Source organism: Streptomyces sp. NBC_00878 (assembly GCF_026341515.1).
Classification (GTDB): Bacteria; Actinomycetota; Actinomycetes; order Streptomycetales; family Streptomycetaceae; genus Streptomyces.
In genome coordinates, this window is sequence record NZ_JAPEOK010000001.1 from 618314 (window position 1) to 644275 (window position 25962).

General features: G+C 70.0%; 27 protein-coding genes. 15 read left to right on the forward strand and 12 right to left on the reverse strand.

Going from position 1 to position 25962, the window contains the following annotated elements:
- Positions 1–75: 75 nt before the first annotated feature.
- Positions 76–1533, reverse strand: coding sequence for an aldehyde dehydrogenase (locus OHA11_RS02350; RefSeq protein WP_266491472.1), 1458 nt, complete (start codon positions 1531–1533; stop codon positions 76–78).
- Positions 1534–1638: 105 nt separating this feature from the next.
- Between OHA11_RS02350 and OHA11_RS02355 the strand changes: the two genes are divergently transcribed.
- The gene (locus OHA11_RS02355) at positions 1639–2067 is read left to right on the forward strand and encodes a MarR family winged helix-turn-helix transcriptional regulator (protein ID WP_266491475.1); all 429 of its coding nucleotides are present in this window, start codon (positions 1639–1641) and stop codon (positions 2065–2067) included.
- Between the two features lie 187 nt (positions 2068–2254).
- Positions 2255–2635 carry an anti-sigma factor antagonist gene (locus OHA11_RS02360; RefSeq protein WP_266491476.1) on the forward strand — a complete coding sequence of 127 codons (381 nt, stop codon included), beginning with the start codon at positions 2255–2257 and terminating at the stop codon, positions 2633–2635.
- Positions 2636–2680: 45 nt separating this feature from the next.
- Here OHA11_RS02360 and tuf read toward each other — a convergent pair whose 3' ends face one another.
- Positions 2681–3874 carry an elongation factor Tu gene (gene tuf / locus OHA11_RS02365; protein ID WP_266491477.1) on the reverse strand — a complete coding sequence of 398 codons (1194 nt, stop codon included), beginning with the start codon at positions 3872–3874 and terminating at the stop codon, positions 2681–2683.
- 273 nt (positions 3875–4147) lie between these two features.
- Between tuf and OHA11_RS02370 the strand changes: the two genes are divergently transcribed.
- The 3 genes from OHA11_RS02370 to OHA11_RS02380 all read left to right on the forward strand — a co-directional run bounded on the left by OHA11_RS02370 (position 4148) and on the right by OHA11_RS02380 (position 7083).
- Entirely contained in the window at positions 4148–4795 is a 648-nt protein-coding gene (locus OHA11_RS02370) for a DUF4230 domain-containing protein (RefSeq protein ID WP_266491478.1), read from the forward strand.
- A 231-nt stretch (positions 4796–5026) separates the two neighbouring features.
- On the forward strand, positions 5027–5638 hold the full coding sequence (locus tag OHA11_RS02375; RefSeq protein ID WP_266491479.1) for a VanZ family protein: 612 nt from the start codon (positions 5027–5029) through the stop codon (positions 5636–5638).
- A gap of 176 nt (positions 5639–5814) precedes the next feature.
- The gene (locus OHA11_RS02380) at positions 5815–7083 is read left to right on the forward strand and encodes a ricin-type beta-trefoil lectin domain protein (RefSeq protein WP_266491480.1); all 1269 of its coding nucleotides are present in this window, start codon (positions 5815–5817) and stop codon (positions 7081–7083) included.
- A gap of 179 nt (positions 7084–7262) precedes the next feature.
- Here the strand turns inward: OHA11_RS02380 and OHA11_RS02385 are convergent, their stop codons facing one another.
- The 4 genes from OHA11_RS02385 to OHA11_RS02400 all read right to left on the reverse strand — a co-directional run bounded on the left by OHA11_RS02385 (position 7263) and on the right by OHA11_RS02400 (position 9509).
- Entirely contained in the window at positions 7263–7634 is a 372-nt protein-coding gene (locus tag OHA11_RS02385) for a peptidase inhibitor family I36 protein (RefSeq protein WP_266506891.1), read from the reverse strand.
- A gap of 2 nt (positions 7635–7636) precedes the next feature.
- Positions 7637–8509, reverse strand: a complete 873-nt coding sequence (locus OHA11_RS02390; RefSeq protein ID WP_266491481.1) for a hypothetical protein — start codon at positions 8507–8509, stop codon at positions 7637–7639.
- A gap of 3 nt (positions 8510–8512) precedes the next feature.
- Positions 8513–8887 carry a hypothetical protein gene (locus OHA11_RS02395; protein ID WP_266491482.1) on the reverse strand — a complete coding sequence of 125 codons (375 nt, stop codon included), beginning with the start codon at positions 8885–8887 and terminating at the stop codon, positions 8513–8515.
- Positions 8888–9272: 385 nt separating this feature from the next.
- Positions 9273–9509, reverse strand: coding sequence for a hypothetical protein (locus OHA11_RS02400; protein ID WP_266491483.1), 237 nt, complete (start codon positions 9507–9509; stop codon positions 9273–9275).
- A gap of 179 nt (positions 9510–9688) precedes the next feature.
- On the opposite strand from OHA11_RS02400, the gene OHA11_RS02405 reads away from it, so the two are divergent.
- Positions 9689–10726 (forward strand): PHP domain-containing protein, encoded by a 1038-nt coding sequence (locus tag OHA11_RS02405; protein ID WP_266506892.1) that lies wholly within the window; start codon positions 9689–9691, stop codon positions 10724–10726.
- A 427-nt stretch (positions 10727–11153) separates the two neighbouring features.
- Positions 11154–12113 carry an SDR family NAD(P)-dependent oxidoreductase gene (locus OHA11_RS02410; protein WP_266491484.1) on the forward strand — a complete coding sequence of 320 codons (960 nt, stop codon included), beginning with the start codon at positions 11154–11156 and terminating at the stop codon, positions 12111–12113.
- Between the two features lie 87 nt (positions 12114–12200).
- Here the strand turns inward: OHA11_RS02410 and OHA11_RS02415 are convergent, their stop codons facing one another.
- Both OHA11_RS02415 and OHA11_RS02420 read right to left on the reverse strand, forming a co-directional pair.
- Positions 12201–12467, reverse strand: coding sequence for a hypothetical protein (locus OHA11_RS02415; protein ID WP_266491486.1), 267 nt, complete (start codon positions 12465–12467; stop codon positions 12201–12203).
- Between the two features lie 175 nt (positions 12468–12642).
- Positions 12643–13935, reverse strand: a complete 1293-nt coding sequence (locus OHA11_RS02420) for an ROK family transcriptional regulator (protein ID WP_266491488.1) — start codon at positions 13933–13935, stop codon at positions 12643–12645.
- Between the two features lie 166 nt (positions 13936–14101).
- Here OHA11_RS02420 and OHA11_RS02425 point away from each other — a divergent pair, with 166 nt between their 5' ends.
- The 4 genes from OHA11_RS02425 (at position 14102) to OHA11_RS02440 (ending at position 18761) form a co-directional block, all read left to right on the forward strand.
- Positions 14102–15418 (forward strand): sugar ABC transporter substrate-binding protein, encoded by a 1317-nt coding sequence (locus OHA11_RS02425; RefSeq protein WP_266491490.1) that lies wholly within the window; start codon positions 14102–14104, stop codon positions 15416–15418.
- A 7-nt stretch (positions 15419–15425) separates the two neighbouring features.
- A complete protein-coding gene (locus tag OHA11_RS02430) occupies positions 15426–16415 on the forward strand; it encodes a carbohydrate ABC transporter permease (protein ID WP_266491491.1) in 990 nt (329 codons plus the stop codon).
- A gap of 88 nt (positions 16416–16503) precedes the next feature.
- Positions 16504–17343 (forward strand): carbohydrate ABC transporter permease, encoded by an 840-nt coding sequence (locus OHA11_RS02435; RefSeq protein ID WP_266506893.1) that lies wholly within the window; start codon positions 16504–16506, stop codon positions 17341–17343.
- Between the two features lie 59 nt (positions 17344–17402).
- On the forward strand, positions 17403–18761 hold the full coding sequence (locus tag OHA11_RS02440; protein WP_266491492.1) for a GH1 family beta-glucosidase: 1359 nt from the start codon (positions 17403–17405) through the stop codon (positions 18759–18761).
- A gap of 73 nt (positions 18762–18834) precedes the next feature.
- Here OHA11_RS02440 and OHA11_RS02445 read toward each other — a convergent pair whose 3' ends face one another.
- On the reverse strand, positions 18835–19818 hold the full coding sequence (locus OHA11_RS02445; protein WP_266491493.1) for a phosphotransferase family protein: 984 nt from the start codon (positions 19816–19818) through the stop codon (positions 18835–18837).
- A 156-nt stretch (positions 19819–19974) separates the two neighbouring features.
- On the opposite strand from OHA11_RS02445, the gene OHA11_RS02450 reads away from it, so the two are divergent.
- Positions 19975–20355, forward strand: coding sequence for a hypothetical protein (locus OHA11_RS02450; RefSeq protein ID WP_266491494.1), 381 nt, complete (start codon positions 19975–19977; stop codon positions 20353–20355).
- A 58-nt stretch (positions 20356–20413) separates the two neighbouring features.
- Here the strand turns inward: OHA11_RS02450 and OHA11_RS02455 are convergent, their stop codons facing one another.
- Positions 20414–21298 carry a DUF3626 domain-containing protein gene (locus OHA11_RS02455; protein ID WP_266491495.1) on the reverse strand — a complete coding sequence of 295 codons (885 nt, stop codon included), beginning with the start codon at positions 21296–21298 and terminating at the stop codon, positions 20414–20416.
- Positions 21299–21413: 115 nt separating this feature from the next.
- Between OHA11_RS02455 and OHA11_RS02460 the strand changes: the two genes are divergently transcribed.
- From OHA11_RS02460 to OHA11_RS02470, 3 genes are all read left to right on the forward strand, one after another.
- Positions 21414–21902, forward strand: a complete 489-nt coding sequence (locus tag OHA11_RS02460; RefSeq protein WP_266491496.1) for an FBP domain-containing protein — start codon at positions 21414–21416, stop codon at positions 21900–21902.
- A 163-nt stretch (positions 21903–22065) separates the two neighbouring features.
- Positions 22066–23313 carry an aromatic acid exporter family protein gene (locus OHA11_RS02465; RefSeq protein WP_266491499.1) on the forward strand — a complete coding sequence of 416 codons (1248 nt, stop codon included), beginning with the start codon at positions 22066–22068 and terminating at the stop codon, positions 23311–23313.
- A gap of 24 nt (positions 23314–23337) precedes the next feature.
- Positions 23338–24393 (forward strand): hypothetical protein, encoded by a 1056-nt coding sequence (locus OHA11_RS02470; protein ID WP_266491501.1) that lies wholly within the window; start codon positions 23338–23340, stop codon positions 24391–24393.
- A 36-nt stretch (positions 24394–24429) separates the two neighbouring features.
- Here the strand turns inward: OHA11_RS02470 and OHA11_RS02475 are convergent, their stop codons facing one another.
- Entirely contained in the window at positions 24430–25155 is a 726-nt protein-coding gene (locus tag OHA11_RS02475; protein ID WP_266491503.1) for a DUF2470 domain-containing protein, read from the reverse strand.
- 98 nt (positions 25156–25253) lie between these two features.
- Positions 25254–25862, reverse strand: coding sequence for a TetR/AcrR family transcriptional regulator (locus OHA11_RS02480; RefSeq protein ID WP_266491505.1), 609 nt, complete (start codon positions 25860–25862; stop codon positions 25254–25256).
- Positions 25863–25962 lie beyond the last annotated feature (100 nt).

Genomic DNA, 25962 nt, shown 5'->3' on the forward strand with positions numbered 1-25962 from the left:
GGCGAGGGTGAGGGTGGGGGTGGGGTAAGAGTCGGGCGAAGGCGAGGCTGAGGGTGCGCATGGCTGCGGGGGCGCTCAGTCCAACGAGATGACGACCGACTTGACCTTGGTGTAGGAAGCGAGCGCCTCGGGCCCGTACTCGCGGCCGAAGCCGGAGGCCTTGACCCCGCCGAAGGGCACCGCGGGGTCGAGCATCGCCCAGTCGTTCACCCACACGATGCCCGCCTGAAGCCGGTCGGCGACGCGGTGCGCGCGGGCGAGGTCGGTGGTCTGCAGGCCCGAAGCCAGGCCGTACGAGGTGGAGTTGGCGAGTTCGACGGCCTCGTCCTCGGAGTCGAAGGGCTGCACGGTGAGGACGGGGCCGAAGACCTCCTCCTGGACCACGCGGGAGTCGTTCGACAGGCCCGCGATGACCGTGGGTTTGTAGTAGTAGCCGCCGTTCAGGTCGAGGCGCTCACCGCCGCAGACGATGCGGCCGCCCTCCTTGCGGGCCAGTTCGACGTACTCCTCGACCTTCTTCAGGTGCCGCTCCCCCGCCATCGGGCCGACGACGGTCTCGGGCTCCCGGGGGTCGCCGACCGGTACGCCGGGGACGGCGTCGGCGAGGATGCCGATCACGGTGTCGTAGAGCGGGCGCGCGACGAGGAGGCGCGGGCCGCCCATGCAGAACTGGCCGGTGTTGAAGACGAACGCCTTGATGACCGCGCCGATGGCCTTCTCGACGTCGGCGTCCCCGAAGACGATGTGCGCCGCGTTGCCGCCGAGCTCCATGGTGACCGGCTTCAGGCCCTCGCCGGCGACGCTCGCCGCGTGCCGGCCGACCGCGGTCGACCCGGTGAAGGCGATCTTGTCGACGCCGGGGTTGCGCAGCAGCGCCTCGCCCGCGACCGGTCCCGTACCGGTGACGACGTTGTGGACGCCGTCCGGGACGCCCGCCTTCTGGAGCAGACCGGCCATGTAGAGGGCGCTGAGCGGGGTCTCCTCGGCGGGCTTGTGCACCACCGTGTTGCCTGCCGCGAGGGCCGGGGCGATCTTCGAACCGGAGAGGATCAGCGGGAAGTTGAAGGGCGTGATCGCGGCGACGACACCGATCGGACCGGGCTTGGTGTAGGCGAGTCCGTTGAGCGGGGTGTCGCGGGTCGCGCCGTCCAGGGTCCAGGCGAGGGAGGCGTAGTACTCGTAGTCGTTGGCCGCGTTCGTCACGTCGACGGCGTGGCACAGCGTGATCGGCTTGCCCACGTCCTGGCTCTCCAGGGCCGCGATCTCGTCGGCGTTCTCCCGGATCAGTTCGGCGACGCGGTGCAGCACGCGGCCCCGCTCGCGGCCGCTCATGGCGGCCCAGGGTCCGTTGTCGAACACCTCCCGAGCGGCGCGTACAGCCGTGTCGACGTCGGCTGCCGAGGCCTCCGCGACCGTCGTGACCACCTGACCGGTGGACGGATCGAACACGTCCGTACGCGCTCCGTCGGCCGCCTCGTGCCACTGTCCGCCGATGAACAACTGCCCGGGCCCGCTCTCGAAGGTGGTCGTCATTGCCCACTCCTCAGCCTTGATCACCAAGATTTCAATCAACAGGATTCCTGTTGGTTCGCAGTCTCATTACACACAGGTTTCCTGTCAATGGCCTAGGCTGGACGCATGGTCGTCACCAAGGCACCCCCGTCCCTCCTGTACATGGTCAAGCAGGTGGAACTCGTCGTGCGGTCCCACCTCGACGAGCTGCTGAAACCGTCGGGGATCACAGCGCTGCAGTACACCTCGCTCACCGTCCTGGAGCGGCACGACGGCCTGTCCGCGGCGCAGCTCGCACGCGACTCGTTCGTGACCGCGCAGTCCGTGGCCGACGTGATCCGGGCTCTGGAGACCCGCGGACTCGTACGGCGCGAGCGCAATCCCCGCAACCGCCGCGAGCTGCTGATCCTCCTCACCGAGTCCGGCCGCGATCTGCTCGCCCGGCACGCCGGGCCCGTGCGGGAACTGGAGGAGCGCATGGTGCGGGACCTCACGGCGCACCAGACCGACCAGTTCCGGCAGGCACTGTCGAAGGCCTGGCAGTCGCTGTCCTGAAACCGAAGGGCGACACGTCCCCTAAATCGAAGACATATGTCAATCGAACATGCTGAAATTCACTCTCACGGGGGTAACTTGCTGGATGGGGAACGCTTTGGCGGCCGCCAGCCGCACAGTGCCGCTTCTACGCTCACCGAGCGACGTCACCCTGGCCCCCGGTGACCCTGTTGGAGGTGATGTCGTCGTGCGCAACGACCCAGCGCCGTTCTCTCCTCACCTGCGTGTCCACCAGGACCGCGGGCACACCGTGCTGGAGTTCCGCGGCGAGATCGACATCATCGCGGCGCTGGACATCGTCCCGGCCCTGGACGCGGCGACGGGACACCCGGCCGCGCGAGTCGTCCTCGACCTGCGGCACATCGACTTCCTCGACTGCTCGGGCCTGCGGCTGCTGTACCGGGCCCGGCGCCGGGTCCTCGCCCAGGGCGGCCGGCTGCAACTGGTCTGCACCCACCCGCTGACCCTGCGCATCCTGCGCGTCACCGAGCTCGACAACGTGCTGCCGCCGCTGTCGAGCATGGACGAGGCCCTCGGCCAGCCCGAGGCCGCCTCGGAGTCCTTATGACCCTCCTCTCCCTTCTCGCCCCTCCCTTCTCCATCCGCCCATCGGCTACTTCAGGATCTTGGTGACCTGTCCTGCGCCGACCGTGCGGCCGCCCTCCCTGATCGCGAATTTCAGCCCTTCCTCCATCGCGATCGGCTGGATCAGCTGGACGTGCATGCTGGTGTTGTCGCCCGGCATGACCATCTCGGTGCCCTTGGGCAGGGTCACCACCCCCGTCACGTCCGTCGTGCGGAAGTAGAACTGCGGCCGGTAGTTGTGGAAGAAGGGCGTGTGCCGGCCTCCCTCGTCCTTCGACAGGATGTAGGCCCTCGCCTCGAACTCCGTGTGCGGCATCACCGATCCCGGCCTGATGACGACCTGCCCCCGCTCGACCTCCTCGCGCTTCACGCCGCGCAGGAGCAGCCCGACGTTCTCCCCGGCCCGGCCCTCGTCGAGCAGCTTGCGGAACATCTCGATGCCCGTGACCGTCGTCTTCGTCTTCTGGGCGTGGATGCCGATGATCTCGACCTCCTGGTTGACACGGAGCACCCCGCGCTCGATGCGGCCCGTGACGACCGTTCCGCGGCCGGTGATGGTGAAGACGTCCTCGATCGGCATGAGGAAGGGCTGGTCCACGTCGCGCACCGGCTCGGGCACGAACTCGTCGACGGCGGCGAGGAGTTCGAGGACGGAGGCGGCCCATTGCTCGTCGCCCTCAAGGGCCTTGAGCGCCGAGACCCGCACCACCGGGAGATCGTCGCCCGGGAACTCGTACTCCGTGAGCAGCTCGCGCACCTCCAGCTCGACGAGTTCGAGGATCTCCTCGTCGTCGACCATGTCCGTCTTGTTCAGCGCGACGACGATGTACGGAACGCCGACCTGGCGGGCCAGCAGGACGTGCTCCTTGGTCTGCGGCATCGGACCGTCGGTCGCGGCGACCACCAGGATCGCGCCGTCCATCTGCGCCGCGCCCGTGATCATGTTCTTGATGTAGTCCGCGTGCCCCGGGCAGTCGACGTGCGCATAGTGCCGCCGCTCCGTCTGGTACTCGACATGCGCGATCGAGATCGTGATGCCGCGCTGCCGCTCCTCGGGCGCCTTGTCGATCTGCTCGAACGGCGTGTACGGATTGAGGTCGGGAAACCTGTCGTGCAAGACCTTCGTCACGGCCGCCGTGAGCGTCGTCTTGCCGTGGTCGATGTGCCCGATGGTGCCGATGTTGACATGCGGCTTGGTCCGCTCGAACTTGGCCTTGGCCACTGCAAGCCCTCCTGATCACCCGGGTGATGCGAGCGTGCTCCGTCTCCTTCCGTCTATTCGGTACTGCCGTTCGTCCGTCCTGTCCACGGGCGGAAAGCCCGGTCTCGGTACGGCGTGCGACTTCCGCGGGTTCACGCCGGTGGTGCCGGGCCGCGCCCTGCGGCGCGTGAAGGCTCGTGTGACGTCTGAGGGCAGAAGTCGACCATTCGGCCAACAGCCCGGTCTGGTCAGGGAATTGAGGGGCACTAGGAAGGGTGGAAGGAGGACGGTCACATGACGACGTCCCTGAAGCGCATGCCCGGATGGGCCAAGATCCTCAGCGCGGTCGTGCTGGTTCTGGTGATACTCGGCGCCGGGCTGCAGCTGAGTCTGCTGCCCGGGCTGCGTGACGTGTTCCGCGAGGAAACGCACGACCGGACAGGCCCCACGCTCCTCAAGTCCATTCAGGACATGAGCCGTTACGACGCCGCCTCGGGCAACTTCCAGGTGGTGGTGGATCTGGAGAAGGACACCAAGTACCTGCCGGACGCGGTCCGTGGCACCCGCACCCTGTACGTGGGCGCGGGCACCGTGGACGCCTATGTCGACCTCGGGAAGATCCGCGAGAAGGATGTGACGGTCAACGCGGACCGCACATCGGCCACGCTCAAGCTCCCCCACGCCGCCCTGGGCAAGCCCGCCCTCGACCCCGACCAGTCCTACGCCGTCTCCAAGCAGCGCGGTCTGCTCGACCGGCTCGGCGATGTCTTCTCGGACAACCCGAACGACGAGCGTGCCGTCCAGCGCCTCGCCGCGCGGCACATCGGAGACGCCGCGAAGAAGACCGAGCTGACCGCCCGCGCCGAGGAGAACACCACCGGAATGCTCAAGGGGCTGCTGGGTTCCCTGGGCTTCAAGGAGGTGAAGGTGACGTACGGGTGATGAGCCCTGCTTGAGCACACCGATTGCCCCGGCAGCGCGAAGAGAAGCCGGGGCAATCGGCGGCTCAGGACTGGGAGTCCCGCAGCGGCTTCAGGACGAGCCGCCGGAGTCCGGGGCTCGCCTTGTCCGCGCTTCCGGAACGGTCGAGCAGTTGATGTAGCCGTCGGCATCTTCGGCCACTCCGGGGGTACTCGCCTTTCATCGGACGGAAGTTGAAACCCGGAGGGTTGAATGGCCCGCGCAGTGTTACGCCGCCGCACATCTCACTCCAGCGCCAAGAAACCCGGCCCTCCTACCAAGAAGTCGCGCTCCCCCGACACCAAGTCCGCCCCCGCCGCCTCGGCGCCTCCCAGCAAGAGACGTCAACTCCCCTTTGTCGTACGACTTTTGGTCATGCTCGTCGCCTTCGCGGCCATGGTGGCCTTCGCCGCCGCGCTGGCCCGGATCACGCTGCAGCCCTCGCCGGCCTCCGAGGCCCTGACGCACAGCAACCTGCATCCCGGCCGCTCCCTGCGCGCCTATCTGGACCAGCCCGAACTGCGTGACGCGTTCAGGCAGATCGGCGGCAATCTCGCCCTCGGCATCCCCTTCGGGGTGCTGTTGCCCGTACTGGTCCCCAAGGCACGCGGGATCCTGCGCGTGCTCCTGCTGACCGCGGCCGCGATGCTGCTGGTCGAACTGGTGCAGGGGGCCCTGATCACCGGGCGCGCCTTCGACATCGACGACGTCATTCTCAACACCAGTGGGGCGCTGATCGGTTACCTGCTCCTCGGCCGACGGCTGAACCGTGCGGTGCATCCACGGAAGCCCCGCGGCAAAGGCACGGAGGCGGGCAGCAACTGAGCCTGGAGGCAAGGGACTTGACGAAGTAAGGGCGAGCGTCGAGATGTGAACGAATGGTCCGTACCAAAGTCTTGACGCCCCCTTACTTCACCTCTTAAATCAAGAGGCTAAGCACGCACCCCCCACCTCAGTCGGCGCCCGTCCCCCAACGGGATCGCCGTACGGAAGGGAGAGACGTGGACTCGCCACGCCTGCTCCGCAGATGCCTCCTCGCCACCCTGTCCGCCGTGCTCCTCGCCTCCGCCGCCGTCCTGCCCGCGCAGGCCGACGCGGGGCAGGCCGCCGCCGGGCAGGCGGCTCCCGAGCCCAGGGCCGCCGCGGCCGTGACGTTCTCGGACACCTTCGACGGTGCCGCCGGTTCGGCCGTCAACTCCTCGAAATGGCAGATCGAGACCGGCGACAACGTCAACAACCACGAGCGGCAGTACTACACAGCCGGCGCCAACAACGCGGCCCTGGACGGCCAGGGCCACCTGGTGATCACGGCCCGCCGCGAGAATCCGAACAACTACCAGTGCTGGTACGGGCGTTGTGAATACACCTCGGCCCGCCTCAACACGGCGGGCAAGTTCACGACGACGTACGGCCGGGTCGAGGCCCGGCTGAAGGTGCCGCGCGGCCAGGGCATGTGGCCCGCCTTCTGGATGCTCGGCAACGACATCGGGCAGGTCGGCTGGCCCAACTCGGGCGAGATCGACATCATGGAGAACGTCGGCTTCGAGCCCTCGACGATCCACGGCACGCTGCACGGCCCCGGCTACTCCGGCTCGGGCGGCATCGGCGGCGCCTACTCGCTGCCGGGCGGACAGGCCTTCGCGGACGCCTTCCACACCTTCGCCATCGACTGGAGCCCGGACGCGATCACCTGGTCCGTGGACGGCAATGTCTACCAGCGGCGCACCCCCGCCGACCTGGGCGGCAGGCAGTGGGTGTTCAACAAGCCGTTCTTCCTGATCCTCAACCTCGCGGTGGGCGGCTACTGGCCGGGCGACCCGAACGGCTCCACCGTGTTCCCTCAGCAACTCGTCGTGGACGAGGTGAAGGTGACCACGAGCGACGGCGCCGGCGGTGCGCCGATCAGGGGGCTCGCGGGCAAGTGCATCGATGTGGCGGGCGCGAGTTCCGCCAACGGCACGCCCGTTCAGCTCTACGACTGCAACAGCAGCGCCGCCCAGCAGTGGACCGTGTCCTCCGACGGCTCGATCCGAGCGCTGGGCAAGTGCCTGGACATCACGGGCAACGGCACGACGGACGGCTCGACCGTGCAGCTCTGGGACTGCGGGGGCGGGGCCAATCAACGCTGGGTGGTCAGCGCGGCCGGTGACATCGTGAATCCACAGGCCAACAAGTGCCTGGACGTGACGGGAAACAACTCCGCCAACGGCACCCGGCTCCAGCTCTGGACGTGCAGCGGCGCGGCCAACCAGAAGTGGACCGTCGGCTGACCAGACACCAGAACGACTGACCGAGAAGAGCCCGGCCGGGACTGCCCGGCCGGGCTCAGCTCGTTCGAGCTCAGTTCGTTCACTCGGCTCGTTCGGCCCCCGGGCGCGCGGCACGCCCGATCACTCGGGCGTGCCGCTCCCCTCCTCGGATCACCCGCCGGGCGCGCGACCTGCCGCTGTCAGCAGTTCATGGCCCAGGTGTGCGAGTCGCCGCGGTCGTTGGCCACGCCGTTGTAGCCGACCTCCTGTCCAGGGGTGAGACAGATGGTCATGTCGCCGCCCTGCCCGCTGTCCTCGTACACCTGGACGTGATCCTTGATGCCGGGTCCGGAGATGCCGTGGTTGGCCCAGGAGGAGTCGGTGTCGGCGATCCAGCTCTCCCACCAGCCGTCGTCACCCGACCAGTTGGCTCGCTGGCCGGCGAAGTTCGCGTTCTCCCAGACACAGAACTCACCGCTGGGACAGTCGGCGGCACCGGCCGGCGCGGCCAGGGCCAGACCACCGGTCAGGGCGAGGACGGCCGCGGCGGCGGAGAGGGCGAAGCGCTTGATGATCACGAAGAGGTACTGCCTTTCTCTCGGTTTTCCGGAACGGTCCGCCCGGCGTACATATCCGCCGCGCGGTGCAACGCGCGGGTGCGCAGCTGCCGGTAGGTGGTCAACTGGTCGCGCCGCTCGGCGCGGACCCGGTCCAACAGGACCGGCTCCAGTCGGGCGCGCACCTCGTCGAGGCCGCTCTCGTGTGCGCAGCGCGCGGCGACGGCGGGATCGGGGCGCTCGGACCTGGGCCGGGGCCGAGGCTGGGGCTGGTGCCTGTGGTCCGGTGTGGTGCAGCGGGCCCAACGGCCTTGCGCCGCCCGGTAGTCGGGGTCGTCCTTCATACGCAGTGCGGCCTCCGCGCGGAGGTTGTTCACGACGACCTGGACACGGAACCAGCGCCGCTCGTCCCCGTACAGCTCGCGCTGCGCGGCGGCGAGGCAGCCGTCGGTGTGCGCCCTGACGGTGTATCCGGTGGCAAGCGTGACGGACAGCTCGGGACGACCACGACCGAAGAGGGCCCCTTGCAGCCGCCGATCCGCGTCGTCGGTACCGCTGCCGGTTCCGCCACGGCTTCCGTCGCGGCTTCCGTCGCGGCTTCCGTCGCGGCTTCCGTCGCGGCTTCGGTCGACGGTGCCGCTGCCGGTTCCGCTGCCGGTTCCGTTCTCCCGCCGTTCGTCGGTGGCTCGTCTCGAAGACAGCCCCCGCCCCGCCAGGCACCGTTCGACGAGAACCTGCTGAGCGGCCCTGATGAGGTCGTCCCGCTCCCTCTCGGTCCCGGGCAGCTGCCCACCCGTCCGTCCCTCGCCGGTCGACATGGCACACCCGGCCAGCGCCAGTAGCGCCAGTACCACCCAGGTGGCGGCGCCCAGCGCACGCAGCAGTCGCACGGCTCAGCCGACCTCGCAGCCCATCGTGGTGTCGGAGACTCCGTCGAGCCGGGCGCCCCAGGCCCAGTTGTCGGCCAGATCGTGCGCCCTGATCAGCCGGTAGTAGCAGGTGTTACGGGCCCAGTCGATGGCGTACACGGCGGTGTCCGCGTCCGAGCGGAAGGAGGCCGCCTTGTCGTGCAGGGACTCCGGTACATCCGTATAGCCCGGTGGTGTGTAGCACCAGGACGTGCCGTGCTGTCCGGCCCCGGTCCAGAAGCACACGGAGCCCGCGGCGGGTGCGGCAGGTGCCGCGGGCGCGGCCGTCGTGGCGGGAGCGGTGCCCAGGACGGCGACGGCGGCGAGCACGGCCGCGGGCAGGGCAAGGCGACGGAACATGACGACTCCAGTCGTACGAGGGTGGGATACGCGGAGGACAACCGGGCCGGATCTTGATCACGGTGGCCGCCAAGATCAAAGTGCCCTCGTGGGAGCGGGCCCATGCGTGGCCACGCTCACCTCCCGGTGTCTGCCGATGCGCGCGAGGGTGTCATCCGCGACGGCTCACCACGGCGCGAAATCCGCTGATCCACGCGCCCCTTGGGCATTCACCCGAACGCGCCGCCATGCGACTGGATCGACACAACCACCGACGACTTCGTACTGCGGGTCGCCGAGCGACTCGGCGACCCCGATCGCGGGCGTGACCAGCCTCCACCCACGCCCACCAGCCGCCACCAGCCCCACCGGCCCGCGGTGTACCCATGGCTCCCGAGCGGAGCGCCTAGTGGAGGTGCCAGGTGAGTTTGTCGCCGCCGACCCAGCGGACGACTTCCGGATCGTCGGCGTCGTGCACCGGGATGCCGTATGCCGCGGCGGCCATCAGGACATCCGTGAAGCTCTTGGCCTCGCCGATGACAGCGCCGTCGATCTCCACGATGCGGAAGGGCGGATTGCCGGGCTGTACGCCCAGGACCGTGATCCGCGGGTGCGAGATGTGGGGGCTTGCGATTTCAGTCATGATCCCACCGGTTCCACACGCGTGCCGCCGATAAGCCTGCCGGGGCGGCGCTGTCGGTCATCGTGGTCTTCGGCGGCGCCGGCGTGGCCGGCGTCCGTACGAGGTCGCAGTTCATGGTGGCACAAGGAGGCCCGGTCGGCTGCCGTGCGGGCGGGGGCGGGCTGCGCGAGGCTGGAGGCATGGACCCGGCCGAGGCCCTGGACCGGATCGCCTTCCTGCTGGAGCGGTCCCTGGCCCCCACGTATCGCGTACAGGCGTTCCGCACAGCGGCGGGCCTGGTCGCGGGGCTGCCCGCCGACGAGGTGGCCCGGCGGGCAGCCGACGGGTCGCTGGAGTCCCTCAAGGGCATCGGGCCGAAGACCGCGCAGGTGGCGCGCGAGGCGCTGGCCGGACAGGTGCCCGGCTACCTGGCGAAGCTGGAGCCGGAGGCCGCAGGCCCGCTGGTGCAGGGCGGCGAGCAGCTGCGGGCCCGGCTGCGCGGCGACTGCCATCTGCACTCGGACTGGTCCGACGGCGGCAGCCCCATCGAGGAGATGGGCCGCACGGCGGCGCGGCTCGGGCACGAGTGGGCGGCGCTCACCGACCACTCCCCGCGGCTCACGGTGGCGCGGGGCCTGTCCCCCGAGCGACTGCGGGAACAGCTCGCCGTCATCGCGGAACTCAACGAGCGCTGGACTCGCTTCCGGCTGCTCACCGGCATCGAGTGCGACATCCTCGACGACGGGTCGCTGGACCAGGAGCCGGAGCTGCTGGACCAGCTCGATGTCGTGGTGGTCTCCGTGCATTCCAAACTGCGGATGAACGCCGACGCGATGACGCGCCGAATGGTCGCCGCCGTACGCGATCCGCACTCCGACGTGCTGGGGCACTGCACGGGGCGGCTGGTCACCGGGCGTGGGCGGCCCGAGTCGGAGTTCGACGCGGACGCGGTCTTCGCCGCCTGTGCCGAAACGGGCACGGCGGTCGAGATCAACAGCCGCCCGGAGCGGCTCGACCCACCACGCCGACTGCTCCGCCGGGCGGTCGGGGCGGGTGTGCTGTTCTCCGTGGACACCGATGCCCACGCGCCCGGACAGCTCGACTGGCAGGCGTACGGATGCGCGCGGGCCGAGGAGTGCGGGGTGCCTCCGGAGCGGGTGGTCACGACCTGGGCCGCGGAGGAGCTTCTGGCGTGGACGCGGCACCGCGAGACACCGTCGGGCGTACGCGACCCCTGACCACCGCCCACCCACGACGGCTCCCCGCCCACGACGGCTCCCCGCCCGCGAGGGCTCATCGGTCGTGTCGGCTCCTCGGTCGTGACACACGTCACGGGAAACGCCGTGCGGACCTGGGAACACTCGCCAGTAGTTTCCCGTTAAATCATTCGTGGGTGCGGATGGAACAGTGTCCCCGGGCCTCACCTTCCGCCCACAGGGAAGATCGTTCGGCTGAAGCCCTGTGGAGCACTCCGCCGAGAGGCGACCACCATCCGTGGCCACCCACAAACGGCCCCGACCGCGATTCCCCCGTCCGGTCGGGGCCTTCCCCTTCTTCTCCCTTTCTCTGCGCCCTTCTCCCTTTTCGTGCGTCCTTCTCGCTTCCCCCGCGCCACGCCTGGTCACGTTTGACTTCGAGCGCGCTTCATTTCGTAGCGTCGTCCGTATGACCACTGCACAGCACAAGATCGGTTCGGGGTTCGGCTTCCGGAGCAGCGCGGACGACGTGCTCGACGGCATCGACCTCACGGGGAAGCTGGCGATCGTCACCGGCGGCTACTCGGGGCTCGGGCTGGAGACGACACGCGCGCTCACCAAGGCGGGTGCCCACGTCGTCGTCCCGGCGCGGCGCCGGTCGGTAGCCGAGGAGGCGGTCGGCGCCCTCGACGGGGTCGAGGTGGACGAGCTCGACCTCGGCGACCTGGACAGCGTCCGGGCCTTCGCCGAGAGGTTTCTCGCCTCGGACCGCACGGTCGACATCGTCATCGACAACGCCGGGATCATGGCCTGCCCGGAGACCCGCGTCGGCCCCGGCTGGGAGGCCCAGTTCGCGACCAACCACCTGGGCCACTTCGCTCTCGTCAACCGGCTCTGGCCGGCGATCGCGCCGGGCGGTGCCCGCGTGGTCTCCGTCTCCTCGGCCGGTCACCACAACTCCGACATCCGCTGGGACGACCCGCACTGGCGACAGGGCTACGACAAGTGGCAGGCCTACGGGCAGGCGAAGACCGCCAACGTCCTGTTCGCCGTACAACTCGACGCCCTCGGCAAGGACTTCGGCGTACGGGCCTTCGCGCTGCACCCCGGCGGCATCCTCACCCCGCTCCAGCGGCACCTCGCCAAGGAGGAGATGGTCGAGCGCGGCTGGATCGACGAGAACGGCACTCCGCTGAACCCGGAGGGCTTCAAGACCCCCGAACAGGGCGCGGCCACCCAGGTGTGGGCGGCGACCTCGCCGCAGCTGTCCGGCATGGGCGGCGTCTACTGCGAGGACTGCGACATCGCCGAGCCCACCCCGGCCGACGGCGAACGGACCGGCGTACGCGACTACGCGATCGACCCGGCATCCGCGGCCCGCCTGTGGACGCTGTCCGCGGAGCTCACCGGCGTGAACGCCTTCGCCTGAGCCGCGCCCCGGAAGGGGCACGGGGAACCACACGACCGGCCACGGTCGATCCGCGGACACATCGCATGCCCCGGCCGCGAGATGGGCTCAGGCCGGGGACTCCTCCGGCCCGGGGTGTTCTGGGTGCACGGTGCTGCTGGCGTGCTCATCACCCCGGCGTCGCGTGCCCGCCTCGTCGGTGTCGGGGACGTCCGTGTGCTGCTCCGGCGCGTCCTCGTCGGAGCCGTCGCGCCGCGCGGGGTCCGCGGGTGGGACGTCCCAGCGGTCGCCGCCCGCCTGGGCCTGCTGGTCCGGCATGTCCCGGGGAACGGGGCCTCCGTCCTCCCCGGGCCTCTTCGTCCGGTCGTCGGTCACGGCACGCTCCCTTCCTCGTCGGGCGAAACTCCTGGCCGAACGGAACCCCTGCCCGGCGCGGAACTCCTCGTCGGACGGAACCCCTCGTCCGGCGGAACCGCTTGCCGGGCAGAACCGCTTGTCGGCCCTGGTGCGGGTACCTACCGACGCGACCGGCGAAACCGCCCGGAGGACGTCAATGCGGAGCCCGTTCCTCCAGGGCCGCGCGCCATGCCGGGAGCTGGGGGTCGCCCGGTTCGGGGTCCGCGCGTCCTCCGCCGCGGGCGAAGAAGTCGGCGAGCGGGAGGATCGCCGCGCCGACCGTGACCGCGTCGGGGCCGAGGGCGCCGAGCTCGATGGTGACCCGCTCTGCGGGATGTCGCAGCGCGTACGAGGCGGCGTGTTCGCGGACGGAGGGCAGGAAGCGGGAGCCCAGCTGGAGTCCGGCCCAGCCGCCGATCAGGATGCGCTCGGGCTGGAAGAGGTTGATCAGGTCGGACAGGCCCGCGCCCAGATACTCGGCCGTCTCCTCCAGCACGGCGAGCGCCTTCGGATCGGCCGCCCCGCCGTCGGCCGGATAGGCGGCGGCGAGCATGGCGGTGAGCGCGGTCTCCTCGTCGACCCGCTTCGGCGGCCGTCCGCCCGCCTCCTCCCAGCGCTCCAGCAGGGCCTCGGCCCCGGCGTATGCCTCCAGGCAGCCGAGCGCACCGCACCGGCAGCGGCGCCCTCTGACCCGTACGGTCAGATGCCCCCACTCCACGGCCCGGCCCTGTTCCACGTCGTCCGTGACGAGGCTGGCGCCGACGCCGGAGCCGAAGAGGACCACGACCGCGTTGTCCGCGCCGCGTCCGGCGCCGAACCACATCTCGGCCTGGCCGAGCGTCTTGGCGCCGTTGTCGGTGAAGTACGGAACGGAGTCCGGAAGCCCGCAGGCGGTGCGGAGCAGGGACTCCAGCGGGACGCCCGGCCAGCCGATGGTCTGGCCGTACACCACGGCGCCCTCGGCCGGGGTGCGCTCCACTATGCCGGGCACACCGATCCCGACGCCGAGCAGTCGCTCGGGGGCGATCTCGGCGGCGGCGAGGACCTCCGTGATGCCGTCGCGGATGTGGCCGACGATGACGTCGACGTCGTACCCCTGATGCTCCAACGGCCGTTCCGTGCGGGCGAGTTCGGTGAGGGTGAGGTCGAAGAGCTCGACGCGTACGCGAGTCTCGCCGACGTCCACGCCGATCATGTGGCCGCTGGCGGGGGCGACCCGCAGCAGGGTGCGCGGGCGGCCGCCGTCGGAGTCGACGCTGCCCGCCTCCTCCACCAGACCGTCGCCGACGAGCTCCGCGACGACGTTGCTGATGGAACCGGAACTCAGTCCGGTGACCGGGCCGAGCTCGAAGCGGCTCATCGGTCCGTCGAAGTAGAGCTGTCGCAACACGGCCGTGCGATTGCCCCGCCGCAGGTCACGTACCGTACGCCCGTTCCGCGCCGCCATGTGGCTCCTTCCCGCCTGCCCCCGACCTGCAAGATACTCCTGCGCTATCTCTTGACGCGACTTTCTTCCAGGTCTTAACTCACGTCCTAAATTAAGACGTAAGGGCGTTCGGGAAGTGAACGCGGCGCCCTTGCGCATCTCCCTCCGGGAAGGGACGCCAGACGTTATGCGCAGAACCCGAGCCGCGGCCGCGAGCGCGGTCACCGTCTCCCTGCTGGCCGCCGTGACCGCCTGCGGCGGTGGCTCGTCGACGGAAGGCGGGTCCAACGACTCGCCGAAGACGCTCACCTACTGGGCCTCCAACCAGGGCCCGAGCATCGAGGCCGACAAGAAGATCCTCACGCCCGAGCTGAAGAAGTTCGAGCAGGAGACCGGCATCAAGGTCAAGTTGGAGGTCATCCCCTGGTCCGACCTCCTCAACCGCATTCTCGCCGCGACCACTTCGGGTCAGGGCCCGGACGTCCTCAACATCGGCAACACCTGGTCGGCCTCGCTCCAGGCGACGGGGGCTCTGCTGCCCTGGGACACCAAGAACTTCGACAAGATCGGCGGCAAGGACCGGTTCGTCGAGTCGGCGCTCGGCTCGGCGGGGGCGAGCAGTTCGGATCCGGCGGCGGTGCCGCTGTACTCGATGGCGTACGCGCTCTACTACAACAAGAAGATGTTCGCGGACGCGGGGATATCCGGACCGCCCGCCACCTGGGACGACCTGGTCGCCGACGGGAAGAAGATCTCCAAGGACGGCAAGTGGGCGCTGGCCGCCGAGGGTTCGAACCCGTCGGAGAACATCCACCACGTCTTCGTCCTCGGCAAGCAGCACGGCGCCGACTTCTTCGACGCCGACGGGAAGCCCGACTTCACCTCCGACGGAGCCGTCGCGGCGGTCAAGCAGTACGTCGATCTGATGGCCAAGGACAAGGTCGTCGCGCCCGGCAACGCCGAGTACGCGCAGAACCAGTCGCTGCAGGACTTCGCCAAGGACAAGACGGCGATGGTGCTGTGGCAGACCGCCGCGACCACGCTCAAGGCGCACGGCATGAGCGACGACGAGTGGGGGGTCGCGCCGGTGCCGGTCCAGTCCGGCAGCCCGGGGGCGGAGACCGCCGTGAACTCGATGGTGGCGGGCATCAACCTGGCCGTCTTCAAGAACACCGACAACATCGACGGCGCCACGAAGTTCGTGAAGTTCATGACGAGCGACGCCGAGCAGAAGACGCTCAACGAGACATACGGGTCCATCCCGCCGGTCAAGGCGGCCCAGGAGGACCCGGCGTTCAACACACCCGCGCTGAAGGTGATCAGGGACACGCTCGCCAAGAGCGCGGCCCCGCTGCCCCAGGTGCCCAACGAGTCGCAGTTCGAGACGGCGGTCGGCACGGCCGTGAAGGAGCTGTTCGCGGACGCCGCGGCCGGACGGCCGGTGACGACCGCCTCGGTCAAGGAGAAGCTCTCCGAGGCTCAGCAGCAGATGCCGAAGAAGTGAGCGTTCGATGACCGTGACCGCTGAACCCGCGGTCGGGGAGGAGGCGTTGCCCGGTGCGACGGGGCCGACCCCGCGCCGCCGCACCGGGCGCGTACGCCGTATCGCCCTGCCGTATCTGCTCCTGCTGCCCGCCCTGCTGCTCGAACTCCTCGTCCATCTGGTGCCGATGGTGATCGGCATCGTGATGAGCTTCAAGGAGCTCACGCAGTTCTACATCCGCGACTGGGGCGCCGCACCCTGGGCGGGGTTCGACAACTACAGCCTGTCCGTGGACTTCGACGCGCCCGTCGGCGCTGCGCTGCTCGACTCCTTCTTCGTCACCTGCGCCTTCACCGTGCTGTCCGTCGGCCTGTGCTGGCTGCTCGGCACGACGGCCGCGGTCTACATGCAGGAGACGTTCCGCGGCCGCGGCTTCCTGCGCGCGGTCTTCCTCATCCCGTACGCGCTTCCGGTGTACGCGGCCGTCATCACCTGGGCGTTCATGTTCCAGCACGACAACGGCCTGGTGAACCACGTGCTGCACGACCAACTGGGCCTCACCGACAGCCCGTCCTTCTGGCTGATCGGCGACAACAGTTTCATCGCGCTGCTCGTCGTGTCGGTGTGGAAGGGCTGGCCGTTCGCCTTCCTCATCGTGATGGCGGGCCTGCAGAACATCCCCAGGGACCTGTACGAGGCGGCGGCGATCGACGGGGCCGGGATGCTCCAGCAGCTCCGCCGCATCACGCTGCCTTCGCTGCGCCCGGTCAACCAGGTGCTGGTCCTGGTGCTCTTCCTGTGGACGTTCAACGACTTCAACACGCCGTACGTGCTGTTCGGCAAGGCGGCGCCGGAGGCCGCCGACCTGATCTCGATCCACATCTACCAGTCGTCGTTCGTGACATGGAACTTCGGGACGGGGTCGGCGATGTCCGTGCTGCTGTTGCTGTTCCTGCTGGTCGTGACGGGCGTCTACCTCGTCCTGACCTCGCGCGGACGGAGGTCCGCCGATGTCTAGCCAGTCACTGTCCAAGCAATCACTGTCCAAGCGGTCCCGGTCCCAACCGTCGCTGTCCGGGCAGTCGTTGTCGGCGCGGCGGTCGCCGATGGCCGCACCGCGCTCCTTCCTCTGGTCGCGCCGGATTTTCCTCACCCTGCTGACCGGCTTCGTCCTGCTGCCGGTGTACGTGATGCTGTCCAGCTCGCTGAAACCGCTGCAGGACGTGTCGGGGAAGTTCCGCTGGGTGCCCAGCGGGCTGACGGTCCGCCCGTACATCGACATCTGGTCGACCGTTCCGCTGGCGAAGTACTTCGTCAACTCGCTGATCGTGGCGGGCGCGGCGACGGTCTGCTCGGTGGTGATCGCGATCTTCGCCGCGTACGGGGTGAGCCGGTACCGCTTCCGCGGGAAGCGGCTGTTCACCGTGACCGTGCTGTCCACGCAGATGTTCCCCGGGATCCTCTTCCTGCTCCCGCTGTTCCTGATCTACGTGAACATCGGCAACGCCACCGGCATCGCGCTCTTCGGCTCGCGGATCGGCCTGATCCTCACGTATCTGACGTTCTCGCTGCCGTTCTCGATCTGGATGTTGATCGGTTACTTCGAGTCGGTGCCGCGGGATCTGGACGAGGCGGCGATGGTGGACGGCTGCGGGCCGCTCGGCGCGCTCTTCCGGGTCGTCGTGCCCGCCGCGATCCCCGGGATCGTCGCGGTCGCGGTGTACGCGTTCATGACCGCGTGGGGCGAGGTGCTGTTCGCGTCGGTGATGACCAACGACACCACCCGCACGCTCGCCGTCGGCCTCAAGGGTTATGCCACACAGAGCGACGTGTACTGGAACCAGGTCATGGCCGCCTCGCTCGTGGTGAGCGTCCCCGTGGTCGCCGGGTTCCTGCTGCTCCAGCGCTATCTGGTCGCCGGGCTCACCGCCGGGGCAGTGAAGTGACCGACTCCTCTCCGCTCTCCGACTCCGCCTCCAACTCCCCCTTCTCCGAAAGGACTTCTGTGACCATCGACCTCGCCGCACTCCCCCAGGACTTCGTGTGGGGGACGGCCACGTCGGCGTACCAGATCGAGGGTGCCGTCGCCGAGGACGGCCGCTCGCCCTCCATCTGGGACACGTTCTCGCACACGCCGGGGCAGGTGGACGGCGACGACCACGGGGATGTCGCCTGCGACCACTACCACCGGTGGCGCGAGGACATCGCCCTGATGAAGGAGCTGGGCACCAACGCGTACCGGCTGTCGGTCGCCTGGCCGCGCGTCGTGCCGGGCGGCGACGGCCCGGTGAACGCCAAGGGGCTCGACTTCTACGACGCGTTGGTCGACGGCCTGCTGGAGGCGGGGATCACGCCGTCGGTGACGCTCTACCACTGGGACCTGCCGCAGGTGCTCCAGGACCGGGGCGGCTGGCCCGAGCGCGACACGGCGTACCACCTGGCGGCGTACGCGACGGCCGTCGCCGAGCGGCTCGGTGACCGGGTCCGGCACTGGACGACCCTCAACGAGCCACTGTGCTCCGCGTGGATCGGCCATCTGGAGGGGAAAATGGCTCCGGGCTTCACGGACCTCACGGCAGCCGTCCGAGCCTCCTACCACCTTCTCCTCGGCCACGGCCTCGCCACGCAGGCGATCCGGGCCGCGGCCCCGGCCGCCCAGGTCGGCATCGTCAACAACCTCTCCAGCATCGAGCCCGCCACCGACCGCCCCGAGGACGTCGCGGCGGCCCGGCGCTTGGACGGCCACACCAACCGCTGGTGGCTCGACCCGGTCCACGGCCGCGGTTTCCCGGCGGACATGCGCGAGGTGTACGGAGTCGAACTCCCCGAGCGGGCGGGCGACTTGGCGACCATGGCCCAGCCCCTGGACTGGCTCGGCCTCAACTACTACTTCCCGTCCGTCGTCGCCGACGACCCCGGCGGCCCCGCCCCCTTCGCCCAGGCGGTCCGCCGGCCCGGCATCCCCCGCACGGCCATGGACTGGGAGATCGACGCGTCCGGCATCGAGAACCTGCTGCTGCGCCTCACCGACGACTACGGCGCCCGGCGGCTCTACGTCACCGAGAACGGCTCCGCCTACCCGGACGTCGTCCGCGCCGACGGCACGGTCGACGACCCCGAGCGCACCCTGTACCTGGAACAGCATCTGGCGGCCTGTGCGTCGGCCGCCCGCAAGGGGGCTCCCCTGGCGGGCTACTTCGCCTGGTCCCTGCTGGACAACTTCGAGTGGGCGTACGGCTACGACAAGCGTTTCGGTCTCGTGCACGTCGACTACCGGACGCAGCGGCGCACGGTGAAAGGCAGCGGGCGGCGGTACGCGGAAATCATCCGGGAGCACGGCGGGAGGGAGCGGAAGGCGGCCTGAGGCCTGAGAACTGGGGTCTTTGGACTTTGCTCTCCGGTCTCCGGTCTTCGGTCTTCGGTCTTCGGTCCGATGCTCACTGACCCAGCTCGTCCAGGGCCGCGGTGAGTTCGGGGGCGACGCGCTCCCTGACCCAGGCGACCTGCTCGTCCCCCGCGCCACGCGGGACGGTCTCGATGAGCATGATCAGGTAGAGATAGCTGCGGTAGAGGGCGAGGCGCTGACGGGCCGGGTGAGTGAACTCGGCCCGTCCGCCGGACTCCTGATAGCCCATCAGGAAGTCGGGGTCCTTCCTGATGTCACCGAGGAGCGCGAGGGAGACGAAGTCCGCGAGCGGGTCTCCCCAGAACATGCGCTCGCCGTCGGCCAGTCCGCCGATCCTGGGCTCGCCGCCGCCTTCCGGACGGTCGATCAGGATGTTCCCCGGCCACAGATCGAAGTGCACCAGGAGCGGGACCGTGACCTCGTCCAAGGCGTCGTACGCCGACTTGGCCGCGCGCGCCACCTCGTCCACCGGGCGGGGCAGCCACGCCTCGTACCGGCGGGCGTCCTCCAGGACGGCGTCGTACATGGCGGTGAAGGCCGTACGCCAGTCGGCGGACAGAGGGCCGAGGGCGCCGGACGGGTAGCCGAAGCCGGGCCCCTCCACCTGATGGAGGCGAGCCACCTGACGCCCCAACTCCCTGCGCAGTGCCGCCTGTTCGGTATCCGGGTAGGTGCCCCAGGCATCGCCCGGACAGGCCGTCATCAGGAGGTGACAGCCTTCGGACGCGTCCAGGGAGACGCTCACGACTCGCGGCGCGGGCACGTCGACCGTGGCGGCGGCACGGTAGAACTCGGCCTCCGCGGCGAGGAGTTCACGCTCGTGGCTCATGCCGGGGACGGTCGGCGGGGGCGGGACCTTCAGTACGTACCGGCTGCCGTCGGTGAGGCGGAGTTCTTCGACGGTGTTGTACGTGCCGCCGCTCAGCGGCCGGCAGTGGTCGAGGCTGCCGGGCGGAAACCCGGCCGCCTCCAGGACCCGCACGGCCCGCTCCCGCGACGTCCCGCCCTCCGACATCCCGCCCACCCCGTTTCGTCGTAGTCGTAAGTCGTACGGTCCCAGTAAAGGATCAGGGTACGGATGGACGTGGAAACCGGAGGTCAGCGAGTCGCCCGAGGTACAACGCCCCGTCCCCTTCCCCTCCGAACAAGCGGAGCGCATAGGCTCCGTCGCATGGAACAGAGCGAGATCATCCTGCGAGCCATCGGCGTCCTGACCGAGACCCAGGAGATGGTGCGCAGGCTCAACGAGGAAGTCGAGGTCGACATCGATGCCGGAGAGGCGCAGCTCGGCAGGCTGGTGACCGAGGTGTTCCCGTCGGTCGAGGTGCCCGGCGACGCGACTCCGGCGGAGGCGGGCCAGGCCGTCATCGACGCTCTGATGCCCGCGGCGATCTCCCTGGTGGGCGCCTTCGCCTTCCTGTTCTCGGAACTCGCCGAGGTCCACGACACGGGCCGGTCCGAGATCAAGAGCACCGATCTCCTTCGCACCCTCGCGCTCCGTCTGTCCAACTCGGACGCGCACGGGGACGACGACGCGGGCGACGACGCCTGACCATGCCCGGCGGTGTGCATCCCGAGTCCGCGGCGGTCCGGCGCGACCAGACCCTGCGTCAACGAGTCGACCGGCGGGCCGACTCGTCGGCCGCCGCGAGTCGTCCGGCGGGTGCCCCGAATCTGGCCAGGCAGTGCCACACCTTCTTCAGGTCCTGGGGGTCGTGACGGCCCGTGCGGGCGGCGTCGCCGATGATCCGCGGGTCGAGGTGCCCGTCCTCGGCGATCCGCGCCCCCAGTGCGACGTACCGGGGACCACGGAAGTCCGGATGGCGGCGCAACTCCTCGACGGAGAGCCGGTATCCGGGGTGCCACTCGACCGGGCAGGGCAGCCGTCGGGCCGCGGTCTCGACGGGGGTGCCGCGGTAGCAGGGGTCCAGGACCAGCGCCTCCATGTGCCTGTCCAGGGCGACCCGTCCGTGCACCTGTGCCTCGATGTAGTCGTCGAGGGCGTCCCGGTCGTCCGCCTCGGCCAGGCCGATGAGGGACATCCCGTCGGCGACCCCGAACGCCGTCGGGTCGACGGAGCTGTCCGGGTAGCAGAACGTGGTGCGCCGCAGCGCGTCCGGGGTCAGCCGGAAGTGGGCGGAGCCGAATCTCGGCGCGGCGCCGACCACTTGGTGCCGGAAGTTCAGCGCGCCGTACACCGGCCGCTCGTGCGGAGCCGCCGCATCGTACGCCCGGCCGAACATCCGGCTCTCCCAGCGCCAGCGGTCTCCGCCCGGATGGGCCGTCAGCCCACCATTGCTGGTGCCGGTGACGAACTGCGAGCAGTACGTGCCGTCCTCGGCCAGCGCCTCCAGGATCGGGCGCCCGCGCAGTAGCCGGTCCGGATGCAGATTCAGGGTCACCCGCAGCCCCGGGTCGACGGCGGGCCCTGACGACAGCGCCGCGACATGGCGCAGGGCCCGCCACCGCGGTGAGTGGATGTCCCCGAAATCCACTGGATCTCCCTCCACAAGACTTCGTACCCTAGGCCAAAACCTAGTATCCCTAGGTTTCGTCGGAGCCGGCCGGCGATCGGCGCCGGCCCACGACTCGCCAGGAGAACCCCTCACCATGAGACCACTCACCGAGCAGGACATCCGAACGTCTTTCATCAACTGCTCCAAGGGCGAGGCCAAGCGGCTGGCGATACCGCGCGACCTGGCGGAACGACCGTGGGACGACCTGGATTTCCTGGGCTGGCGAGATCCCGGCGCACCCGACCGCTCCTATCTGGTGACCGAGTGGGCCGGGCGGCTCGCGGGTGTGACCCTGCGCCTCCCCTCCCAGCAGCGGGGCTTCCTGCACCGCAGCATGTGCTCGGTGTGTCTGACGACCCACCCCGGCAACGGCGTCTCCCTGATGACGGCCCGCAAGGCGGGCGCGGCCGGCCGCGAGGGCAACTCGGTCGGCATCTACCTGTGCGCCGACCTCGCCTGTTCCCTGTACGTACGCGGCAAGAGGCTGCCCGATTCCGGGTCCCGCATCGAGGAGAGCCTCACCGTGGAGCAGCAGATCGCCCGTATGACCGGCCAGCTGTCGGCCTTCTTGGACAGGTTGTAGACATGCCATGGGTCCTGGCCCTCCCGGAGCCGAACAGCCATGGTCAACTCATTCTCGGCCATGTCAAACTGGCCACTCGGCCTGTGCCTCCTTGCCGTCGTCCCCGGTGAGCCGCGCCGTCCGGACGAGTTCGTTGCGGCTGTGAAACGGGAAGTGCCCAAGCATGCGAGATGTAAGTGAGGCGTGGGCCGCGGGCACTGCCCAGGTCGCGAAGTGGCGTCAGGAGCCCGTGGCCGTGCAGACGGTCCGCTCGGCCGCGGCCGCGACCATCGCGTACGTGGTCGCGCTGCGCTTCAGCCCGGAGGCCGCCCCTCTCACCGCTCCCCTGACCGCGCTCCTCGTCGTCCAGGTCACGCTCTACGCCACCCTCACCACCGGCATTCGCCGGGTGAACTCCGTGGTGGCGGGCGTGCTCATCGCCATCGGCTTCAGCGCGCTCGTGGGGCTGACCTGGTGGAGCCTGGGGCTGCTCATCCTCGCCTCACTGGCCGTCGGGCACCTCGTGCGGGTGAGCGAGTTCGTGCCCGAGGTGGCCATCAGCGCCATGCTGGTCCTCGGCGTCACCCGGGTCGGCGACACGGCCTGGGCGCGGATCCTGGAGACGGTGATCGGGGCCGTGGTCGGGTTCGGCTGCAATCTGCTGTTCGCTCCCCCGGTGTGGGTCGTCGCGGCCGGCGAGTCCATCGAGGATCTGGCCCGCCGGATGCGGCGGTTGCTGCTGCGCGTCGGCGAGGAGGCCGCCGGCCGCACCCCGGTGGCGGTCGCGGCGGCGCGGCTCCTCGAGGCGCGGGAGCTCGACCACGACATCGTCGACGTGGACGGGGCTCTCAAACAGGCCGAGGACAGCCTGCGGCTCAATCCGCGCGTACGGGAGGGTCTGCTGCACCGCGTCGTTCTGCGCACCGGGCTCGACACGTTGGAGATCTGCACGGTGGTACTGCGGGTTCTCGCGCGCACCCTCACGGACCTGGCCAAGGAGCGGGCGCCCGAGCCGTTGTTCGAGCCGGAGATCGGAGCGACCCTGGAGCAGTTGCTGGCCGAGGTCGGTGACGCCGTGGTCAGCTTCGCCGTGCTGGTCACCACCGACGTCAGCCGCAGCGCCGAGTCTGCGGAGTCCCGGCTCGCCTCCGAGCTCGCCGCCGCGACCGCCACCCGCGACAAGCTGGCCCAGCTCCTCCTGGAGGAGGTCCAGCGAGACGCCCGGCAGTGGCAGTTGCACGGCGCCGTCCTCACCGAGGTCACGCGGATGCTCGACGAACTCGACATGGAGCACCGCTCGCGCCGGCTCCTGGAGGAGCTGGACCGCTGCACGCGCGAGCAGCGCGAGCGCATGCCCCGTCTGGACCGCCTGCGCCGACGGCTGCGCTCCGCACGGCGGAACCGCCGCGCCCCCTCACGTCGTACTACGTGACGTAAGGACGACAAGGGAGTGCGGATGGCCGACGGAACCGTGCGGATCGACGGGAACTCACTGCTGTTGGCGGGCGGTGTGCGGGTTCGGTTCATCCGTACCCTGCGCCTGCCCGAGACGGGCACGCATCCGTTGCCCCCGGGGCTCGGCGAGTTCCCACTGCGGCGCGTGGAGGATTACCCGGACACGGTTCCCGCCGAGTGGCTGACGCGCGGCGGGGTGATGCTGCCGGTGTATCTGCGCGAGGCGATGTGGCTGAGTTTCGGCACTTCGGAACCGGCCGCTCTCCAGGTGGGCGTGGGCAAGGTGTGCGCGGTCTCCGGCAAACCGTGGACTCCCCGGCCGGCACGGGACCCGCAGAACTATGTGGTGCTGCCCCGTCAGCCGTGGCTCGACGGCATCAACTCCGGGAAGGGCACGGTCCGTCAGTTCGTGGCGGTCCCGCTCGGCCTTGGTGCCACGGTCGAGGGCCAGGTCACCGGCGAGGAGGTGTGGGGCGGCGTACAGCTGCAGTCGTTCCCGCTGAACGGCACCGCGCTGCAGACCTGGCGTCAGGAGCAGCGCCGGCTGGCGGAGGCGGCGGAGCGTCGCCGCAGGAGCGCCGAGGCGGGCGGTTACGGCGCGGCGATGCCCATGGCGCCCGGTTCCGCGCCCCAGTGGGGCGCTCCACCGCCGGCGAGCGCCGCACCGCGCGCCGCGGCGGCGATGGGTCTCGGCGTCGGCGGTTCGATGCGGCAGGAGGTCTACGCGGACGACCGCCCGTTGTCGGACTGGGCGACCACGGCGGCCGGCCGTGTCTTCGTCCACCTCGTGACGCCGCCCGAGTGGCGGCGCATCACGGGCGAGGCGCCCCCGCCGTCGCCCGTCGACCGCGCGGCCTACACCCGGGCCGGACTGCCCTGGTTCGACTACTACGACCAGGACGCCGCGGACCTCGACCCCACGGACGCGCTCGGCGCGGTCAAGCCGGTCGGCGACTGGCTCGGCGACGACCACACCCCCTGGCAGCCGCCGTCACACCAGCAGGTCAAGCCGCTGGGAGACGCGCCGGGCAAACCCGTCGCGGACGGCGACTGGTGACGAACCCGACTCCGGCCCGCGGACGGGGTGTTCGCGTCAGCCGTCGCTCTCCGTGCGCTGCCGCTGCAAGGTGCGCGGGCAGCTCGCGGTGCTCGCGGCCGTGAGCAGGACGTGCATGCGCTCGGTCAGCTGGCCGACGTTGTCGGCGGGCCGGTGGAAGGGCAGCCGTACGTCGCCGTGGCCGCGCGCACGCTCGATGCGCAGTGTCAGTCCGTGCCGGTCGACGGCGAGCGGCTGTACGCGCACGGCGCCGTGCAGGCTGTCCGGTTCGACGAGGCGGGTGAGCCGCTCGACCGCGTCCGGGTGGGCGTCGGCGAGGTGGGTCAGCAGCTGCGCCTCCGCGAGGGCCAGCGGGTCGGGCTCGGCGACGGCGAACTCGTCGAGGTCGACGACGACCGCCCCGCCGGGCTCACGCAGCACGGCGCGCGTGGTGTGGAACGCCAGGTATCCGTCCGCGGGCGCGAACCAGCCGGCCATCCAGAGCCGGGCGCGGATACGGTTCCGTACGGGAACGGGCGCGACGTCGGCGAACTCGAGGACGGCGGACGGCTCTCCGCGGGGCGCGCAGATCGCGGCCGTGGTGAGCGTGCTGTCGTCCGGCAGTGACAGCAGCACCCGGCCGTCCTCGGCGACGGTGTGCACGCCGATGAACTCCTCACGACCGCCCTCCGCGGTCACCGCGCAGGACCATGCCGCGGCGAGCACCGACCGGGCACGTTGTGCTGTGGCCGGCGCGGCCGTCCAGCTATGACGGTCACCCATCCCGAAACCTCCCTTAGGTAAGCCTTGCCTAACCTACCGAAGATCGGGGTGTACGCCAACCAGGCCGCGCCGGTCGTCACACCTTGGTGACGGGGAATTCACGCGGTGATGGCTCCCAACAGCGCCCGCGCGCACAGGTCCCGCACCTGCTCCCGGGACAAACCCGGTTCCTTGAGCCACTCCAGACAGGCCGCCGCCATGAAGGCCAGCCAGCCCCGCACGGCGATCCGCAGCGCCGGCAGGTCCTCCTCGGTCCACGCGGTCTCCGGGTCCGCCGCGAGCGCTTCCAGTATCTGCCGCTGCTGCGCGGCGAGCGTCTCGCGGTACACCTTGCGTACGGCCTGGTCCCCCGCCGCCTCCGCGCGGTGGAAGGCGCGGAAGCCGTGCGCGTGCTCCTGGACGTACTCCAGGAAGGTGTCGAGTCCGGCGTCGATCTGCTCGCGCACCGGCACCCCGGGCACGGCGGCGGTGACCCGCAGCATCCGCTTGCTCTCGCGCTCCACGACGGCCGCGAAGAAGTCCCGCTTGGTCGGGAAGTAGTGGTACAGCAACCCGCGTGAGACACCGGCGAGTTCGGCGACCTGCTCTATCCACACGTCGTCGTACGGGCTCTCCGAGAACAGCCGCGCCCCGACGCAGAGCAGTTGCTCACGGCGCTCGCCGGTGCTGAGCCGACGGCGCGTGCGCTCCCCCTCGTTGGCAGCCATGTCCGCACCTTACTTGACGTCGGTTCAACAGCGGGATCACACTGGCAGTCGTTGTTGAATCCGCGTACAACAAGCCCAACCGGCGCTCGGCACAAGGGAG